The following is a 20,134-nucleotide window of genomic DNA, read 5'->3' as shown; positions in this document are numbered from 1 at the left end:
GCCCTATGTTATCTTACGGAAGTTTGTAAAAATAGTTGGAGGAGAGACTAACAGTTAGTCAGAAACTAACATAATATTTGTAAAATCATAAATTTCCTACTTCACCAATACCATTCTCTTCGTAAAACTCCTTCCTTCGGTTTCCAATCTGTAAAAATAAATTCCGGAGGTTAAGTTCATTCCATTGAATGAATAAGAATAATCTCCGGCAGAAATGTTTTCACTGATAAGATTCTGAACTTCTTTTCCCCGTAAATCATAAACCGATAATTTCACAAACGAATTTTTTGCTAAAGCAAAATTTATTTTTGTAACGGGATTAAAGGGATTAGGATAATTCTGAAAAAGCTGAGTCGATTCAGGGATTATATTGCTGTTAAGATTTATCCCGACGGTTGTATCAACCAGCTGATAAATTTTTCCGCTTGTATAATTGCAGAAATAAAGCTCGTTGTTTTTATCTTGTCCGATATTTGAAACTGAAAAGTTTGTATTCCAGAGCAGAGTTTTTGTTGCGGGAGTTACTCCGTCATAATTTAATTTCCATATCTCTCCCGAAACAAAATCACTGAAAATATATTTTCCGTATAGCTGCGGAAGCTTGCTGCCTCTGTAAATAAATCCTCCTATGATTGAGCTTGCCTCACCTTCCGAATGAAGATATTGCAATACCGGTTTTCTCAGTCCCGTTGTATCACAATTTTGCGCAGGGTCAAAACATTCAAACCCTTCCATTATTTTCCATCCGTAGTTAATGCTGCTTTCGATGATGTCAATTTCTTCAGCAACATTGTTACCTACATCTCCGCACCAGATTTTATTTGTTATTGCATCCTGTGAAAACTTCCACGGATTTCGCAAGCCGTATGCATAAATTTCTTTCCTGTATCCCTGAGTGTTATTTGCAAAAGGATTATCAGCGGGGATAGAATAATTTAAACCGCCGGAATTATTGTTAACATCTATTCTTAAAATTTTTCCATAAAGTCTTGTGAGGTTCTGCGCATTATTATTCGGGTCTCCCTGTCCGCCACCGTCACCAATGCCTATATACAAATATCCGTCGCTGCCGAACATAAGCTTTCCCCCTTTATGTACACTGGTTGATGCAGGAATATCAAGCAAAATTACTTCACTGGAAATATCTGCAGAGTCCGGATTTGCGGCGCTTACTTTAAATCTTGAAATAATTGTTGATACAGGCTTGATAGTATTATATGTGATATAAAAATATCCGTTGCTCTGAAAGTCGGGATGGAAAGCCATACCGATTAATCCCATCTCTCCCGAAAAATTTACACGCGACTGCAGATTCATAAACATCTTTGCAGAAGCTGCATTTTGAGAATTTGGAAAAACAAAAATTTTTCCGTTCTGAGTAGTTACGAACAGCCTGTTTGTGTTATCAGGTGAAGATTGCAGCTCAGTAACAAAAGGAAATGAAAGATTTGTAAAGGACTGGTTAAGCCTGTATTGCGAAAAAGATTTTGCTGAAGTAAAAACCATCAGTAGTAAAACAATGAAGCGGACGTTTTTCATTTTGTCAAAAAATTAGATGAACAATAGTTATAAAATTAATCTGCGCAGGCAGAAAATTAAATTTATAAAAAAATCCGAGAGGCACATTTAAAAATATGAAATTTATCGCATTATGTGAGTTATTTTATATTAGTCATTGTTATTTTAAGTTTTTCTTTTTAGGTTTAGACTGAGCGGCACACCAAAATCAAAATACCCCTAAGCACTTCTTAAATACTAGGTAAGAGTATTTACGATAAGTAGTTTTTTATTGTAAATAATTTATACTTCTATTACTATATTAATTCTTTATGAAAAAAACAATTTTAGCTTTAATTCTCCTTATAAGTTCCCTAGCTAATGCTCAATGGGTTCAGCAGTATACTACTCAGAGTGCCATCCGTGATGTTCAGTTTATAAATTCTAAAATCGGTTGGGCATGCGGCGATAATATAATATACAAAACAACCAATGCCGGAACGAACTGGGATATTCAATTCACAGATACAGACTGGCTTATTCAGCAGATTCATCCAGTCGATTCAATGGTAGTTTATGCCGACGGCTGGTTCCAGAAAATATTAAAGACAACAAACGGTGGAGAGAACTGGATAACTGTTCGCAATGGAGGAGTAGGAGATAATGTATTTGAGGGTCTTTATTTTTTAAATATTAATACAGGCTGGCTATGCGGCAATCAGTTTGTTTTAAAAACAATAGATGGGGCTAAAAGTTTTGATTCTATTCGCATCCCAGCTTATTTATACGATATTCATTTTCGCAATGCAAATGAAGGCATAGTCTGCGGAGAAGTTTTAACTTTTTTTAGAACAACAAATGGAGGAAGTAACTGGACACGAATTCCGATACCATCCTATGATGGAAATAATTTTTACAGAATGTCAGTAGTAAAAGATACTATAGTATATTTAGTCGGCAGTGAAAATAAGGTTTTTCGCTCCCCGGATTATGGACTAACATGGGACAGCGTAGGCTTCGTTAATAATCCTAATGAACAGATATATTGTTCAAATTTTCCGAGTAACGATACTGGCTATGCAGGAGGAACTTTCGGAAAATTTTTTAAAACTACTAACGGTGGACATAACTGGCGTTTAGAAAATACAACAAGTTTTACCGGATATATTCGTTCTATTTACTTCTATAATAATAATACGGGCTGGCTGGTAGGTAACGGCAGAATAATGGGCACAACTACAGGAGGGCAGACACTGGTATTTACAAATACAACTTCATTACCGGGTGACTTTATTTTACATCAGAATTATCCAAATCCCTTTAATCCGCTTACGCGGATAAATTACGAATTACGAAATACGAATTACGTTCAGATAAAAATTTATAATAGTATTGGGAAGGAGATTGTTTCTTTAATAAATCAAAAACAAAACGAAGGCAGTTATTCAATAAATTTTAACTCAGGTGAGTATAATTTATCAAGCGGAATATATTACTATTTATTTTCAATTGATGGCGAGGTAAAACAGACAAGGAAGATGATTTTATTAAAATAAATTTACCCCGTTTTTTTTACCCATTCCTACTAATAGGTAAATCTCTAAAGATTAATTTTCACCCGCCCTTAAATCAATGTAAAACAATATATTAATCGAAAACTTACGAGGGGGCGTAAGTTTTGCCCTATAAATAATCAGCAACTTACGGGCATAAAAAAAGCCCGGTAGGATTGCTCCAGCCGGGCTTTCTAATTATGAATATTAAAAACAGCTTATTTTACAAGAATCATTCTCTTCGTATCAACAAATCCTGCAGATTCTAAAGTATAGAAGTAAATTCCGCTGGCAAGCTTGCCTGCATTGAAATCTACGGTATAATTTCCGGCTGCTTTAACTTCGCTGAGCAATTCAGCAACTTGCTTTCCAAGAACGTCATAGACCTTCAAGGTTACAAATCCCTGCTTTGGCAGACTGAAGTTAATCTTTGTTGTCGGGTTGAATGGGTTCGGGTAATTTTGCATCAGTTCATATTTATCAGGTGTCATTGATATCGGAGTTCCAACGCCTGTCGGTCCGCCTGATGTGATATCATCAACGTAAATATTATTTCCGTAAGCTGATTTTGCTGTGAACTTAACTTTGTTAGTTCCAACAGGCATCTGATATATCTTAGTTGCCCATTGTCCTGCTGTCGGAGTAAACTGTGATGTAGAAGATACTGTCGACATAACAGGTGTGCTGTTAGTTCCTGATGTCAATGCTGTTGATTGATACATACCGACTAATCTCGTCCAACTTGTTCCATTGTTTGTAGAAGTTTCAATCACTAAAGAATCAATTGCAGTTGCTGAGTAATAAGCGCCGGCAAGATTGAATCTTAAATAATTTTGTCCTGCTACCAATGGCGGAAACTGATTTGATGTCAGTCCCTGAGGACCTGTTGTAGCTGTAGCTGTCCAGAAGTCATACTTTGCAGATGCTGTTCCGGTTCCGTAACCGCCGACAGTTGCTCTTGTCCAGTATTGTGTTCCTGTTCCGTCCAGTGCCCATTGGTCAGGCGGGAATGCTGCGGCTTCAAAATTCTGATTTAAGCCGTTCAGTGGTGAACGTCTGAAAGTAATGTTTCTTACAGGAGCAGTTGAAATTAATGAGTCTGTAGAGCTGTATGCTCTTACTGCCCATTGACCAGTGATAGAATCACCTGCTACAACTCCAAGTCCTGCAATAACTGCATCCCATTGTGCTGAAGTCATTATCATCGTGGAGTCTAATCCTGAGTTATCTGCCAACATTCTGATTGTTACAGGGTCACCGAATGTTCCTGTTTTGTAAACGAATCTGTATGTTGAACCAACGCCTGATTTTGTCCAGTTAAATACTATATTGTTTGAACCGTTTCCGCTTGTTGTAATAGTCGTTGGTGAAGTTGGTGAGACTAAGCTGAATGGTGTTAAAGTTACAGCTTGTCTTCTGAATGTAATTGCTCTTGGTCCGTTAGCAGCGGATAAGGAATCCACACCGCCTGCGCCCGGAGCTTTGAATGCCCAAACAGTGTATTGACCAACAGCAGAGTCTGTTGCAGTTCCGTTATTTGTAAATCCTGCAGAAGCAAGCATTGCATCTAATGCACCTAATGTAGTTGTAATGCTGTTTGTATTAGCAGGCATTGTTAATCTTCTTGTTGTAACAGTTGGATTACCAAATACCCATTTATATGTTGCGCCTGTTGCAGAAGTATCCCATGTTAAAGTCACAGGAGTTGTACTTCCTGGTACTGTGACAATTCTTGATCCTGCCGAAGGATTTTGTAAGTTAAATGCGCTTAAAGGATAAACTGCTGACTGAACCTTTACAGTATAAATTTGTGCAGGTCCGCTTCTGTTATCCATCCAGAAAGGCCAGATAATATTATTGTGTGCTGCTACAGAAATATAATCTCCGTAGTAACCTGTTGCATAACCTGAAAGTGGTGCAGGTCTTTGTGCGCGGTCAGAAACTCTTATATTATCCCATGCGCCGCCGCCGTTATTTGATACAGCAATGTATGTATTACATGAGTCGTTATTCGTGCAATCTCTCTGGTCATAAAATACTATTGCAATTCTTCCGTTTGTCTGGTCAATTGTCATCCAAGGAAAGAACTGATTTTTTCCGTTATTCAATGCATCGTTGTTAACTCTTGACTGAGAGCTCCATGATGCGCCGCCATTTGAAGAGTAAGCAAAACAAATGTCAGCATCTGAACCTGCAGGTGCAAGGTTTCTTTGTGTCCAAGTTACATAGATGTAACCATTTCTTGGTCCGCCGCTTCTGTCAATTGCCATTGAAGGAAATGAGTTAACGCGGATATTGGTAGTCATTAAGTTTCCTCTTATTCCTTTAATTGTTAAAGGAGTTGTAGGTGTTGTCCATGTAACACCGCCGTTTGTTGATTTTGTGAATCCGATTAAATCTTCAACGTTACCTGAACCTGTATTGGGACAAGCCCAGATACAATATACTGTTCCGTCAGGACCAACCTGAATATTACATCCTTGTTCATAGTGACTGGCTAATGGTGAACCGATTTGCTGCTGTGCAGAATATGTTGCACCGCCGTTTGTTGAGTAAGATAACACTGTTGGGTTTGGTGAAACAAACTGTGTCCATACTACATAAATTCTACCGTAGTAAGGGCTGGTAGGATTGTCATCAACTGCCATGTGATTTTTATCGAATGAACCTGATGAAGGAACTGTAATTCTTCCCTGCCAGTTAGCGCCACCGTTTGAAGAGCGGTCTGTTACAATGATGTTGTCAAAATAATTGAATAACATTGTTCCTGTTCTTGTGAACACACAAGCAGGATCTGATGAGATAGCAACTGAGTTAGGAAGTAAATCACCGCCCTGCCATGTTGCACCGCCGTTTGTTGTGAAGTAATAACCCTGCCCGGGGTCACTGTTTGCGCCTACAAAAACATAATTAGAATTTTGTGTCCAGATAGATGCTGAAAGCTCCGTCTGGTTTCCTGATGTAGGTAAAATTCTGATGTTTGGGTCAACCATATAGGTACCGTTCACGCTTGTGAAGGTTCTTTTTTCCGTGCTAACGGGAACGTATCTTTCGGGTTCGACTTTGATTTTTGATGGATCAAAACCTTCAGGTTTTGCATTCATCCTTTGCTGTGAGTATCCCGCGTTGTACATAAATATGCACGCGAGGACGACGAGTAGAGTACTTTTCATTTTGAGGTTTAGTTTTTTTGGTACAAGGGAAATTAATGAATAAAAAATTAAACTAAACCTTAAAAATATGTATTAACGGAAGTTTCTATGGGAGGATTATACTTTCTCCCAAATGCTTAAAACTTTATTCATATCTTCTAAACGCTTTTCATCATCGGTTGAATCCAGCCTTACTTCAATTTCCAGCTGTTCTTTATTAGAACTTATATTAAACTTTCGTGTTTTATCAGATGAAATTTTGGCAATCAGATTTGTAAAAAATTCCGATGTAAATATAGGGTGCTCTTTGTTTGCAGGGAAAAATAATGAAGCGCCTTTTCCTCTGATTGTGATTTTTTCCAAACCAATTTCAGTGGCCTTTATTTTAAGCGCAACAATCTTCAATAAATTTTCTACATCCTCAAGATACTCTCCGAACCTGTCCCTTAATTCTTTTTTAATGAGGTCAAGTTCTTCATTTGTCTGGGTTTCAAATAATCTTCTGTAGATATTTAGCCTCTCAGTATCATTTTTTATATAATCTTTTGGTATTAAAGCATTGATATCATTTTCTACAATCGTACTTTCAACTTTGGTTGCTATTTTTAATTTTTCAAACAACGTATCCTTCTTAACTTCACCGGTCTTTTCTTTCTTTTCTCTTTCTTCTTTAAACAATTCTTTAAATTCTGTTTCCTTCAGTTCACTTACTGCTTCGTCTATAATTGTAATGAATAAATCGAAGCCGACCTGATTTATAAATCCGCTTTGCTCTTTACCAAGTAAATTTCCAACTCCGCGGATTTCCATATCGCGCATAGCTAAATTAAATCCGGAACCCAAGTCAGTCAGCTCTTCAATTGCCTGTAGTCGTCTCAATGCATTCCGTGTGAGTTTTCCGTTTTTTGGAGAGACAAAATAAGCAAATGCCTGCTGGTCGCTCCTTCCTACTCTTCCGCGTAACTGATACAACTCTGCAAGCCCGTACATATTAGCATTATTAATAATGATAGTATTTACATTGGAGATATCTAAACCAGACTCAATAATTTTTGTACAGAGAAGTATATTTAATTTCTTTTCAATAAAATTAATTACAACATCTTCAAGTTCGCTTGGCTGCATCTGCCCGTGAGCAATTCCGATTTTTGCAGAGGGAACATATTCTTTTATTGTATCCGCTAATAGATTAAGATTAGAAATTTTTTCATTCACAAAATAAACCTGGCCGCCGCGATTAAACTCATACTTGATAACATCGCCAAGTTTGTTCCAGTCAAGCTTCATTATTTCAGTGTTGATCGGCTTTCTGTTTTTGGGTGGAGTGTTGATAATAGATAAATCCCGTGCACCCAGCAAAGAAAAATTCAGCGTTCTTGGAATAGGAGTAGCTGTCAAAGTTAATGTATCTATATTCGGCTTCAGGGCTTTTATTTTTTCTTTTGCAGCAACACCGAATCTCTGCTCTTCATCAATTATCATCAATCCTATATCTTTAAACTTAATATCTTTAGATAAAATCCTGTGCGTACCTATTAAAATATTTATCTTTCCCTCTTCAAGCTTCTTAATCGTTTCTGTCTGTTCCTTCTTTGTTTTTAATCTTGAAATAAAATCAACATCAACAGCAAACGGATGCAGCCTGTCCCTGAAAGTATTATAATGCTGAGCCGCCAAGATAGTTGTCGGCACAAGAACAGCAACCTGTTTTCCATCCATAACTGCTTTGAATGCAGCGCGGACGGCAACTTCTGTCTTCCCGAATCCCACATCACCGCATACAAGCCTGTCCATAGGATTTTCAATTTCCATATCTGCTTTTACTTCTTCCGTTGCTCTGTACTGGTCAGGCGTATCTTCATACATAAAGCTTGCCTCAAGTTCCTTCTGCCAGTGAGTATCGGGAGAGAATGCAAACCCTTTCTCTGATTTTCTTTTTGCGTAAAGCAAAATTAAATCGCGTGCAATATCTTTTACGCGCTTCTTTGTTTTCTGTTTTATCTTATCCCACTCACCGCCGCCAAGTCGGGTAATATCCGGAGCAGTTTCCCCGGAGCCCGAATATTTTTTTATTAAGTGAACGTAATTAAGATTTACAAACAGCACGTCACCGCCTTTGTATGAAAGCTGTACAACTTCCTGCGTATTATTACCTACATTTATTTTTTTAAGTCCCGAATAGATACCGACTCCGAAATCCCTGTGAACAATATAATCACCGAGCTTTATTTCTTTCAGCTCTTCAAAAGTAAGACCTTTAAACTTTGCCTTCTTCTTTTTTATTACTTTAAAATAACGCCCGAATATCTGATGCTCAGTGTAAACTAAAATTTTCGCATCGGGAAAAATAAATCCCAGCTGGAAAGATTCAGGAATAACTTCAAATTTATCTTTTATTTTTCCTACAGGGACAAAATGCTCTGTATCATCTGTTCTTTTATGAATACTGCCGTCTTTCGAAGTTACATTGTCGTCATCAAAATCCTCTATTAATGATTTAATTCTCTTACACTGATATTCATCCGAACATAAAATATTTTCATCAAATCCCTGTGCATTATATTCAGCAAGATTTGTGTGAAGCAATCTTATATTGGAATAAAATTCCGGCTGAGGCTTCGACTCAAAATCTATAAAGTTCTCGTTATCATTTGTGCCGAGAGCAGAGATTGAAATTGAGTTAAATCTTTGCAGCTTATTGAAAATTGAAGTGTCTTTTATCTCCTGCTGCAAAACACTTTCTTCATCAAAAATTATTAATACATCATCGGGCAGGTAATCTAAAATTGTTTCTTCTTTGTATTGAGGTTTATCAGGCTGGTATAAATTTTCATCTTCTTCTGTTGATGTAAGATTTATTCCCAGCTTTATACTTTCAATTTCTTTTATTGAGCGCTGGTTGGAAATGTCAAACTCTCTTATCGATTCAATTGTATCTCCGAAAAACTCTATACGGATTGGAGTTTCATAATTCTCAGGAAAAATATCTACTATTCCCCCGCGGACGGAATACTCACCGATTTCCTGCACGAAATCATTCTGATTGTACTGATATTTATTCAGCTTTGAAATCAGCTCTTCAAAGCTGTAATCTTCATTCTTCTTTAGCTCAATTAACGAATCCTGAAAAACTTCTTTGGAAATTATAGAAGAAACAAGTTCGCTGTGATGTGAAAGAATTAAATATTCTTTGTCATTTGTAATATCGGAGAGCGTTTTCGAAACCGCTTCATCATTAGTGCTTGCCTTGGTTGAAAAAATAGAAATGCAGTCGCTATCAATAAAAACATCCAAGTCCTCTTTTATCTTATTTACTCTTTCGCTGTCATATGAAATTAAAAATATTTTTTTATTTTTATTCTCAAATAAATATGAAACAATGAACGAGATTAAAGAACCGTTAACTCCCGTAAGAGAAGTTTTCCTAGTATCTTTAAGCTGTAAAAGTGATTTGAACTTTTCGGAATTGTATAATTTTTCTTTTATGCGGGAAATATTCATCTAAAATATATGAACAACAAATTATGGCAATTAATTCAGGATTAAAATTCAAAAAAGGATGGAGAAAAGCTATGAAGCGTTAAACAAACTGCTTATTTATTGCTTCATTTAATTTTATATACTCATCTATCGAAACACTTTCAGCTCTTCTGCTGAAATCAAAATCAAAATTATCAAAGCTGAGTTTATTATCTTCAAAAAATTTCTTTAATGAGTTTCGCATTGTCTTTCTTCGCTGGCCAAAACTTGCCTTCACAAGACTCTTAAACAAAGGATAATTTTCAATTTTATGTTTCACTTTATGAAACTCAAATTTTACTACTGTTGAATCTATCTTCGGCTTTGGAAAAAATGCAGTCGGCGGAACGTTGAATAATAATTTTGGATTGGTAAAAACCTGCGTTTGTATAGCAAGTATTCCGTAATCTTTTGTATTGGGTACGGCAGTCAGTCTCTTCGCAACTTCCTTCTGCATCATCAGTAAGGCAGAATCTACTCTCTCGGCGTTGTCAAACAGCATAAATAAAATCTGGGAAGTTATGTTATACGGAATGTTGCCGATTATTTTAAGCTTCTTTGTTTTATCGATAAACTTCGGAATGTCCTTGTCAAAATCCAGGTCAAGGAAGTCTTTGTGAATTACATCAATTTTGCCTTCTGCTCTAAGCTTTTCTACAATATGTTTATCAAGCTCAACGGCTACAAAACTATCTGTGAGAGTGATAAGATATTTAGTAAGAGATGACTGTCCTGGACCGATCTCAATTAAGTAATCATCTTTCTGAATATCAAGCGAAGCAACAATTTTCTTAGCTATATTTTCATCTACCAGAAAATTCTGCCCTAAAAATTTTTTCGGACGGTATTTTTGAAACTTATCCGATGCATTCGTAAGTTCTCTTTTTAACTCAACATTAAATTCTCTAAGCTCTTTCATTTTTATTCCGGTATAAGCGTGATAGTTTTATATCCCGCTTCTTTCATTTTGTTAAAATCAGTTATCACAATTTTGTAATCGCCGTTTAGCCATCTTCTTGCCTGGTCACTGAAGTTTTCATGCAGCGGTTGGCCTGATTGTCCGGTCGGAATAATCGTAAAATATTTTTTTTGATCTCCCAGGTCCACAATCATTCTCATAGATGAACCGAGAAATACATCATACGTACCTTTCTCCAATGCGCTGCTGAAACTGTACTCTGCGCATGCTATAGTAGTTCCGCTTCCTCCGATTTCAAATGGTCCAATATTCAAAACATTGCTCAATGCTGGTACGCTTCCTAATGGATGCTTTAACAAAACTTCATGTATATTTCCCCATGCCCATTTGCTCATATCGTCGGTACCGAATTTTTTCTTCAAAGCATTAATAGCATCAACAAAACTTTTTCTGAGCAGAAAATCCCGTGAAAGACTTTCAAACAGCCATGATTTATTTTCCGCAAGCAGCTTGCTTGTGTTTCTAACCGGAATATTTTTTACAAATAAATAATCTCTGAATAAATTATCGCCAAGTTTTTCTTTGTATATGTTTCTGTAGAGCTCAATTTCAAATTGCGAGTAAACAGAAGCAAGCGGAGAAACATATTTCAATTCATAATCCCATTTCTTTAACTGATCAAGAAAGTACAGTTCCTGCTTATCTACTGTCTTCACATTGGCATATGCATCGAATAAATATTTACAAAACTCTTTTGCCTGAAGCGAGTAAACATCTCTCTGAATTAGTTTTATTTCTTCAGCTGTGAAATTGTTTCTTTGGTTAAGTAAGTCTTCTATCCTCTGCGCTCTGTAATACGGTTCGTACAGATTTGAAATATAATATTTGTAATTCTTCTCAGGCTTGTTGTTTGCAGTTATAATGTAATCTTCTTTCGGATTGTATGAATTCGGCAGCTCATTATACGGAATAAATCCCGTCCACTCTATTTCACCGTTGGACGGATAGAATGCCATGTTTTCATCGGTGAGATTTTTTCTTATTGGGACTTTCCCCGCTGCCTGATATCCTATATTTCCGTTTGTATCTGCATAAGTGAAATTCAAAGCAGGAAGATTATAAGTCCTGAAAGAATTTTTAAACTGGTCGAAATTTTTTGATGAGTTCAGATCGTAAAAACTCTGAATTTCATCTGACATTTCAAACCCTGTCCATCTGAAAGTTACAATCTGGTTTGAAGCGCTTGTGAATTTCAGCTTTGACGAAAATCCCGCCGAACTTAAATTTGAAATTACAGGTCCGAGCTTTGTTTCAAAAACCGTCAGATCATACTCATCGTTAATATCTTTAATCTTAATACTCTCATTTAAAGAATCAATTGGCAGAGAAGTGTTATTGTAAACATATTTTTTATTATCAGATGAATCTCTGTTAAGAATATAAAAATCAGAATCGTCGTTCATTAAGTTCGTAATGCCCCAGCTTATAACATCATTATGTCCTATGACAATTAAAGGACATCCCGGTAAAGAGAAGCCGCTTACATTTGAATTGTTTTGCTTATTGTATAAATGAATTTCGTACCACTTCGCAGGAGTAGATAAAGATAAGTGCGGGTCGTTTGCTAATATCGGTTTTTTGCTTTCAGTTTTTTTGCCGCCGACTACCCACGAATTACTTCCGATGTGAGTGCCTTCAATTCCCAAAAAAGTTTTTGCATCAATTGTTGTTTTGTAAAAGTCACTTCCTAAATCAACAAGGTTTTTGTATCCGTCTTCAATTGAAGCATCAGCTGTCTTTTTCTTTGGCTTGGTTTTCTCAACAGGCTGAGTTTTTGGTGGAGTCTTCTTAATATTTAATGTGTCAATTTTTTCCCCCGCCTTATCTTTGTTATCGGAAATTATAAATGGTTTATCTTCAGGATAATTTGGAAAAAACTCTTTTGCTTTCTCATATCCGAATTTCTTTACAATCTCACCGAAAAGAAAATCTGTGTACCACGAAATGTTCAGCTCCCAGCCCATTAATCTTACAATCATTAATGAATGCTCAGGTTTCCATTCGTAAGGTTTGTAGTTTAAAATATCGAACTCAAGCGGAAGCTTTTGTGAGTGAGTGCCGATAAAATAATTTACTCCGTTGGCATATTGCTGCAAAATTTCTTTTGACTTAGGAGATATCTGCGCATACAACTGCTTTACAATTCGGTTAATACCGATTGTTCTGAAAAGCTTGTCATATTCAAGAGCGTCTTTGCCAAAAATTTCGGAGAGCTTTCCCTCTGCAACTCTTCGTGATATATCCATCTGCCAAAGCCTGTCCTGCGCATGCATATATCCCATTGTGTAATACATATCTGCTTCGTTCTCAGCGCTTACATGCGATACACCAAAATCATCTTTGTACACAGTAACAGTTTTGGAAATTCCTTTAACTTTGAAATTCCCTGTTTCAGGATAAAAAGATTTTTTTGTGAGATTGCTGAATAAAAAGAAGAGAGTTACTCCTGCAACGATGATTAATATAAGATATCCGTAAACTCCGGAAAGAAATTTTTTCAAGTCTTGAGCGAAATTTTAACAAAAATACGTAAAATCAAAAAGTAATGAGAGGGAAAAATACAGAAAAATAAAAAAAATCCGTACTTTATTCTTCCTTTTATCTCAAAAACTGATGGCTTAAGTTTGTTTTACAAACCTTGGATAGTAAACCCAAAAATATTCTCGAACCGCCGGGACCGAAGCATAAATTTCTTGGGGCAAATGCTTACCTCTCATTCCTTACGGACGGCTTAAGTTTCCTTACAAAACTTCACAAAGAATTCGGTGATATTGTAATGCTTAAGGCATCAGGCCACAGAATTTATCTCATTGCCGATTTAAAATACATTGACCATATCTTAGTAAGAGACCCTGAAAATTTCACAAAAGGAGTCGGCTTTCAGCGCGGACGCATAATTCTCGGTAACGGAATTCTGACAAGCGAGGGACCGTTTCATCATTCACAAAGGAAGATGATAAATCCCGCCTTTCACCGTTCAAGATGGGAGCTGTATTTCAGCATCGTACGAAAGTGTGTTCATAATTTAATTGCAGACTGGAAGGAACGGATAAAAAAGGAAAATGTTCTTGAGATGCATGAAGAAATGCTGAACTTATTTGTCGAAATTATTTTCTCAACGACTTTTTCAGAAGATAAAAATAAAAGGCTCTGTGACTGCGCGAAGAAATTCGGAGATCTTTTTCATAAACTGAATCCTATTTATTTATTAGATCCGCATAAGGCTTTGAAACTTCCTTTCCCTTCTATTAACAGAATTAAGAAAGCAAAGGAAGAGTTAGATAACGAAATTTATAAAATTATTGATAAGCGTCAAAAGGAAAATATAAAACGTGATGATATACTTGGAATAATGCTCGATGCCCGCGATGAAGAAGGAAAGCCGATGTCGCGCGAGCAACTTTACGATGAAATATTCACAGTGTATATGGCAGGAACTGATACCAGCGCAAAGGTAATGACGTGGGGATTTTATTTACTTGATCAGAATAAAAATGATGCCGGAAAATTTCTTAAAGAAGTAGATGATGTCATAGGTAAAAGAGATATTGAATTTGAAGATTTTGAAAAACTGACTTTTACGAGACTTGTTCTGAATGAAACAATGAGAATGTATCCGCCTGTATGGCTGCTTCCAAGGACTGCAGAGAAAGATTTTTATTTAGATGATTATCTTATTCATAAAGACAGCTCGATTTTTATCACTCCGTATTTACTGCAAAGAAATCCGAAGTACTTTGAAAATCCCGAGAGGTTTGACCCCGAAAGATTTAATCCGGAAAGAAAGAAAAGTATAAAAAAATTCAGCTTTATTCCGTTCGGTGCGGGACAGAGAGTTTGTATAGGCGAAGGATTTGCAATGCTGCACGGAGCAGTAATACTATCTTTAATAAGCAGGGAGTTTAAGATGACTTTAAAGAAAGGACATAAGATAAAACTTTCATCTTCTCTTACACTTAGACCAAAGTACGGAGTTAAAATGGTTGTTGAAGTTAAGTAGATTTAAGTATTCTCTAAAGCGTAAGTTTTTTCTCTCAGAAAATTAATAAGCTCTTCATTAGACGTAAACTTCCCAAGCTCTTCCGGCTGCATAATCTCCCCTAATTTTATTTTTGTAATCGTACCTTTTTTGTTCAGCATTTCTGATGGCAGCTTTGCAAGCCTGATATTATCCTGAAGCATTGCATAGAACTGATACATAATGCTGTTCCTTCCCGAGCAGTACATAGGGAGTACAGGAGCTTTTAACCTTGAAATAATTTTTCCCAGTACGGGACTCCAGGCTTTATCTTCAACTTTAAAATTTTTTGTCTGAAAGTGAGACACATCTCCCGCAGGAAAAAGTCCGATGCTTCCGCCGTTTTTTACGTAGGTAAGTAAATCTTTTATAGTGGAAGAATTTGAAGCGATTTTATTATCGCTGAAGGCATCGACGATAATTAAGTGAGGAACAATCTGCGGCACTCCGAGAAATAGCTTATCTGCTACAACTTTAAAATCGGGGCGGATTTTGGTAAACACGTTAATCATTGTGAAGCCGTCTATTACTCCGAGCGGGTGATTTGATGTAACAATGAACGGACCTTCTTTCGGAATTTTATCTAAATCGCTTTGGCTTATTTCATATTTTATTCCCAGCCGTTCAAATCCTTTTTCGATGAATTCATTTCCATGCAGTTGCGAGACGGGTCCATAGAAATCATTCAGCTTATCGAGCTTTAATAATTTCATAATTCCCGGAACAAGAAATTTTAGTTTGCTGTCCTGAAGATTAAGAAATTGAGTGAAATCTTTTTTTGATATTAGTTCTGTAGGGAATTCGTTCAAAGTATATTATAAAATTATTTCAATTTCGTCATTAGAAGCCAATATTAGCCAGTTATGTTCAATTTGATTTTTTATTAAGTCCCAATTTTTTGTAAAGTATGAATGCAGTTCTGAGAGTTTCTGATTTCCTAATCTGAAGTAAATTACTTTAACAGATTTTTCTTCAGAAATTGATTTATAATAAAAATCTGAATCCTTGGTTAAGATAATAAGACTATTTTTCTTAGCATAGTTCCAAACATTTGTATCTGACATTTGGGGATTTATATCCATAAGATGTACAAAATCAGGAGAATTGAAGAAAGCAAAATATTTAGGAAGGTTTACATCTACAAGAAATTTCATTTGCTTTACGCAACTGTTTTGAAAGAAGTGAGCTCTCTATCCATTGACTTCGCAGCAAAATCCAATGCAGCTTTTATATCCTCAGCTTCCAGAACAGGATATGCCTTAAGAATATTTTCAACTGAATCACCTGCAGCAAGATATTCAAGAATTGTCTTAACGGTAATTCTTAAACCTCTGATTGTAGGTTTGCCGTTACAAATTTCTGGATTTACTGTTACTCTTTGCATAGTATTATAAATTATAAAGTATTTTTATTAATTAACAAAAAAAATACTTATCTTACTCCCCATTCCCATAACCCAAACTGAATTTTTTTATCAACGGGATGTCCTGATTGTTTTAGCGCCAGCATAATCTGTCCTCGGTGATGAGAATCATGTGAAATTAAATATCCGACAAAAGCAGCGTAATGCGGTTTGAATCCTTTAATCTTTCCGTCCTTCTCTTTATAGCTCAGCTCAATTAACTTTTTTACTGCTTCACCTGATGCCTTTAATTCTTTTTCGAGAAGTTTTATAGTAATGGGATTTTCTTTTTCAACCTTATTCAATCCCTGCATAAGTTCAGTCGCAGAAACTTTCAGCCACATCAGCCGCACATTATGGATATGCGCAAACTGCTCACCAACAGTTCTTCCTTTGCCTCCGTCCTGGTCTTTGAAATGTTCTTCTTTGAGTGAACTTAAAAGATAGATATTAATTCTGTTGTTAATATCAAACGTTTCAATTAACTGCTCGAACATATTTTTATATTAAAACTTTTACCACAACTTTTTTTACTTTTGAGGGTCCGTTTATCTGAATTGAAGGCATGTGCACGTCATCGGGACCGAGGATTAAAAAATCCCCTGCCTTTGCAGTCAAAAAATCCCCTTCGCCGTCCCAAAGCATGTAATCATTTTCTTCATCATATTCCTGTAATATTTTTACTTTTTCTTTGTAAACATATCCTATCTTCTCTTCGCCGCTTGCGACGAACTGCACGTCATAATATTTCTTGTGTGATTCCCACTTTCCTTCTTCCATTGGTTTTGTATCGTACTCACTTACTATTGCAAAAATATTTTTACCGTCAAGTTCATGGGTGCCGTTTTCTATTAATCCGAAATCCGTTACCTGTAAATACTCCAGGGCTTTCTGAAATCTGTTCCCGTAAGAAAAATACTGCGCGGCATTTTTTATGTTATCTGTGATCATTTTATTTTTTATAATTAAACTTCCTGTTTTGTAAATTTTATATACGAAAGTATTGCAAATAAAACAAAATTTAAAGTCAGCGTTGCTATTGGTATTAATAAATTAATTTCGGTTTGCTGAGCATTTAACAATACAGATGCAGACCATGGATAATAAGGTGTATATTTGCTGCCTACTATAAGAAATCCCGAAATCATGCACATCAGCGAAACGAACAAGGCGAACAAAATATTTCTGAACAGCAGCGTTATAAAAAATGTGAACGGAATAAATGAGACCAGTAAAAACCCCGCTTTAAAATGCTTTATGAAATATACCCATATAATCTCTCCGCTCATTCCCTGAAAACCACCAATCATTGCAAGTGGAATGGAAAATAAAAATGAAATCATCACAACACACATTCCGAATAAAAGTGTAAATAACAATTTCCCCCAGAATATTTTGTTTTTTGTTAACGGAGTCAGCAGCAGCATTTTTAAAGTATCGTCTTTATACTCTTTCAAAAACAAATAAATCCCGACAAACGCTATTAGCATCGGTCCGAATATAATAGATAAATATGTTACATTATTATTAAAGTAATAATCAATTGTAAATATTGAAGGATCTTTTGCCCGTGCGCGCAAATTTACTGTAAGCAAAAAATTTAACAGAGGAATAAAAAGCGAAATAAAAATTATAAGATAATTTATTTTTTCCCGCTTAATTTTCGTCAGTTCATTTTTTAATATTGATATCATTTTTTTCCTTTGGCTATTCCTCTGGCTATTTCCCGGCGGTTAAATTAAAAAATAGATCTTCAAGATTATTATTATATGTCATCGAGTAAATTTCAATATTGTTCTCAAGTATTGTTTTTAAAATCCTGCTAGCTTCCTGCTTTGAACATTTTATTCTAAGTTCATTCTTCTCTTCGTTTATTTCTGCCAATGGAATTAAACTCTTCATATTCAGTAAGTCTGAAACACTTATTGTGTATTCTCTTACATCGTCATTGAACATATCTTCCACTCTTCCCTGCTGTATCAGCTTTCCTTTATCAATAATTCCTATATGTGTTGCAATCTGCTGAACTTCAGTTAATATATGACTTGAGATAAGTATAGTTATTCCGAATTCCTTTGAAAATCTTTTTATAAGCTCTCTTATTTTTATTATTCCTTCAGGGTCAAGTCCGTTAGTAGGTTCATCCAGAATTAACAACCTGGGCTTGTTCAATAATGCGAAAGCGATTCCAAGTCTCTGCTTCATTCCAAGTGAAAATTTTTCATAGGTCTTGTTTTCGCTGTGAAGCTCAACTATATCAAGGCATTCGTTTACTCTACCTGCGTCTTTATTTCCATAATATGACTGGAACAACAGTAGATTTTCTTTTGCAGTAAGATTTGAATAAAATCCCGGTGACTCTATTATTGCTCCTGTGCTTTTTAAAATTTCTACTCGCTCATTTTTGATATTTTTTCCAAACACAAGACACTCACCTGAACTCTGTTTTATTAAGCCTGTTATAATCTTAAGCGTAGTTGTTTTGCCCGCTCCGTTTTTCCCAAGAAAGCCGAATATGGAACCTTCGGGGATTTTAAGATTCACATCAAATAAAATCTGCTCCCGCCCGTAAGATTTATTGATATCTTTTGTTTCAATTATGTAATTTTCCATAGATGTGCTTTAATTCTACGTTCGCATACTGTATGTGTTTCATAAATTGTTTAAAAACGCAGATTTATCTACATTTTAATGCACCTCATACTTTCTTGAATTAATTAATAAATGAAAATATATTGAATAATAAATTAAATCCTCTCATGAAGAAATATCTACTTATAATTTTTTTCATCGCGTTTTCCCTTCCTGTTTTTGCGCAGGAAATTGACGAGTTTTACACCGGAACAACGGAAGCAGAAAATCAGATACTTGATATTATGAAAGAAGTGAACCGAAGAAGTGATTTGACCGACAATATTCTTTCCGAAGGTGAAGTAAAAATCAAAGCTCCGGGAATGGATGAGTCTGCTTCAATTGAAGTAAGAGCAAGAAAGAAAAATGATCTGTGGTTTAAGATAGATGGTCCTCTGGGTGTAGATGTTGCAACAGGTTATTTCGGAAGAAACAATTTTACTTATCTCAATGCACTCAATGATTATTCCATTACGGGACCGACGAACCAGGCAAACATCAGCGCAGTTGTCCGAATGAAAGTTTATTATGATGATTTAATGAATGCATTCACGGGTACAATGAAGATTGTTAAATTTAAAAACGATGTGATGGCACTATCCGAATCAGGTTTATATTATACTCTTATATTTACTACAACCAGCGACAAAGGAATAATCATAAACAGAAAATATTACGTAGATAAATCTACTTATGTTGTAAATAAATGTGAATACACTAACCTTAAAGGGGATATAATTTCCGCTATAAATTTTTCTAACATTGTGAGCAGCGGTGACGGGTGGCATGCTAAAACTATTCAGGCAAGCAATCCGAAGAAAGGCGAGTACGTAACATTAACCTTTGAAAAATATTCAACTAACCAAATGAACTTAAGTTTTTATGTTTCAATACCAAGCGGCACTAAAAAGAAGGTCTGGACAAATTAAATGAAAAATTTATTTTCAATTTTATTAGTTTTGTTAGTATTTGTTTTTTGTTCATGTGATGATTCGATAAAAAAATCACTGGATAAGCAAACAGAAGGTACAGATATGATAAAGCTGTATTTTTATGATAAGACAGGTAAGCTTACCAATAAAAATGATATTGTAACCATTCAGGATAAAGATATCATCAATAAACTTCTTGCAGCTATTACAGAAGAGAATGCAGGTGAAAATAAGTGCGGCTACACAGGCTCAATGGAATATTTTAAGGCGGGAAAATCTTTACTTACATCTGAATTCAATTCAATGCCTGAATGTTCAAATATTATTTTCCGTCTGAAAAATAATATGTACTCGAAAAAACTATCTCCTGAAAGCATTTTAATTCTGAACAAGTATTACGAAATGCTCGACTCACAAAATAAAACTTCTTTATTGAAATAAGGAAATAAGG

Annotated in this window: 16 protein-coding genes; 4 read left to right on the top strand and 12 right to left on the bottom strand. The window is 35.6% G+C overall.

Going from position 1 to position 20,134, the window contains the following annotated elements; all coding sequences use genetic code 11:
- Positions 1 to 96: 96 nt before the first annotated feature.
- Positions 97 to 1,539, bottom strand: a complete 1,443-nt coding sequence (locus JST55_07640) for a PQQ-dependent sugar dehydrogenase (protein MBS1493365.1) — start codon at positions 1,537 to 1,539, stop codon at positions 97 to 99.
- Between the two features lie 290 nt (positions 1,540 to 1,829).
- Between JST55_07640 and JST55_07635 the strand changes: the two genes are divergently transcribed.
- Complete coding sequence (locus JST55_07635) at positions 1,830 to 3,053, top strand: T9SS type A sorting domain-containing protein (GenBank protein MBS1493364.1); 1,224 nt, start codon at positions 1,830 to 1,832, stop codon at positions 3,051 to 3,053.
- 215 nt (positions 3,054 to 3,268) lie between these two features.
- Here JST55_07635 and JST55_07630 read toward each other — a convergent pair whose 3' ends face one another.
- From JST55_07630 to JST55_07615, 4 genes are all read right to left on the bottom strand, one after another.
- Positions 3,269 to 3,772, bottom strand: coding sequence for a T9SS type A sorting domain-containing protein (locus tag JST55_07630; GenBank protein MBS1493363.1), 504 nt, complete (start codon positions 3,770 to 3,772; stop codon positions 3,269 to 3,271).
- A gap of 2,547 nt (positions 3,773 to 6,319) precedes the next feature.
- On the bottom strand, positions 6,320 to 9,703 hold the full coding sequence (gene mfd, locus JST55_07625) for a transcription-repair coupling factor (GenBank protein ID MBS1493362.1): 3,384 nt from the start codon (positions 9,701 to 9,703) through the stop codon (positions 6,320 to 6,322).
- A 79-nt stretch (positions 9,704 to 9,782) separates the two neighbouring features.
- Positions 9,783 to 10,640, bottom strand: coding sequence for a 16S rRNA (adenine(1518)-N(6)/adenine(1519)-N(6))-dimethyltransferase RsmA (gene rsmA / locus JST55_07620; protein MBS1493361.1), 858 nt, complete (start codon positions 10,638 to 10,640; stop codon positions 9,783 to 9,785).
- 2 nt (positions 10,641 to 10,642) lie between these two features.
- Positions 10,643 to 13,201, bottom strand: coding sequence for a penicillin acylase family protein (locus tag JST55_07615; protein MBS1493360.1), 2,559 nt, complete (start codon positions 13,199 to 13,201; stop codon positions 10,643 to 10,645).
- Positions 13,202 to 13,338: 137 nt separating this feature from the next.
- Here JST55_07615 and JST55_07610 point away from each other — a divergent pair, with 137 nt between their 5' ends.
- Positions 13,339 to 14,700 carry a cytochrome P450 gene (locus tag JST55_07610; protein ID MBS1493359.1) on the top strand — a complete coding sequence of 454 codons (1,362 nt, stop codon included), beginning with the start codon at positions 13,339 to 13,341 and terminating at the stop codon, positions 14,698 to 14,700.
- Positions 14,701 to 14,702: 2 nt separating this feature from the next.
- On the opposite strand, the gene JST55_07605 is transcribed toward JST55_07610, so the two are convergent.
- From JST55_07605 to JST55_07575, 7 genes are read right to left on the bottom strand one after another with little or no spacing between them, the layout of a single operon-like run.
- A complete protein-coding gene (locus JST55_07605) occupies positions 14,703 to 15,527 on the bottom strand; it encodes a lysophospholipid acyltransferase family protein (GenBank protein ID MBS1493358.1) in 825 nt (274 codons plus the stop codon).
- 6 nt (positions 15,528 to 15,533) lie between these two features.
- Entirely contained in the window at positions 15,534 to 15,872 is a 339-nt protein-coding gene (locus tag JST55_07600; protein ID MBS1493357.1) for a DUF5615 family PIN-like protein, read from the bottom strand.
- 5 nt (positions 15,873 to 15,877) lie between these two features.
- A complete protein-coding gene (locus JST55_07595) occupies positions 15,878 to 16,102 on the bottom strand; it encodes a DUF433 domain-containing protein (protein ID MBS1493356.1) in 225 nt (74 codons plus the stop codon).
- Between the two features lie 47 nt (positions 16,103 to 16,149).
- Complete coding sequence (locus JST55_07590; GenBank protein MBS1493355.1) at positions 16,150 to 16,617, bottom strand: hypothetical protein; 468 nt, start codon at positions 16,615 to 16,617, stop codon at positions 16,150 to 16,152.
- Between the two features lie 4 nt (positions 16,618 to 16,621).
- The gene (locus tag JST55_07585) at positions 16,622 to 17,071 is read right to left on the bottom strand and encodes a YhcH/YjgK/YiaL family protein (GenBank protein ID MBS1493354.1); all 450 of its coding nucleotides are present in this window, start codon (positions 17,069 to 17,071) and stop codon (positions 16,622 to 16,624) included.
- 14 nt (positions 17,072 to 17,085) lie between these two features.
- Entirely contained in the window at positions 17,086 to 17,814 is a 729-nt protein-coding gene (locus tag JST55_07580; protein ID MBS1493353.1) for an ABC transporter permease, read from the bottom strand.
- Between the two features lie 25 nt (positions 17,815 to 17,839).
- Positions 17,840 to 18,733: an ATP-binding cassette domain-containing protein gene (locus JST55_07575; GenBank protein ID MBS1493352.1), complete on the bottom strand. Its 894-nt coding sequence runs from the start codon at positions 18,731 to 18,733 to the stop codon at positions 17,840 to 17,842.
- A 146-nt stretch (positions 18,734 to 18,879) separates the two neighbouring features.
- Here JST55_07575 and JST55_07570 point away from each other — a divergent pair, with 146 nt between their 5' ends.
- Together JST55_07570 and JST55_07565 are read left to right on the top strand one after the other, a co-directional pair.
- Complete coding sequence (locus JST55_07570) at positions 18,880 to 19,680, top strand: DUF4292 domain-containing protein (GenBank protein ID MBS1493351.1); 801 nt, start codon at positions 18,880 to 18,882, stop codon at positions 19,678 to 19,680.
- Complete coding sequence (locus JST55_07565) at positions 19,681 to 20,124, top strand: hypothetical protein (GenBank protein ID MBS1493350.1); 444 nt, start codon at positions 19,681 to 19,683, stop codon at positions 20,122 to 20,124. It abuts the gene before it with no gap.
- Positions 20,125 to 20,134: the final 10 nt, after the last annotated feature.

The sequence above is a fragment of the Bacteroidota bacterium genome, assembly GCA_018266835.1.
GTDB lineage: Bacteria > Bacteroidota > Ignavibacteria > Tepidaquicellales > Tepidaquicellaceae > JAFDZO01.
This window is presented reverse-complemented; position numbering and strand designations above follow the sequence as displayed.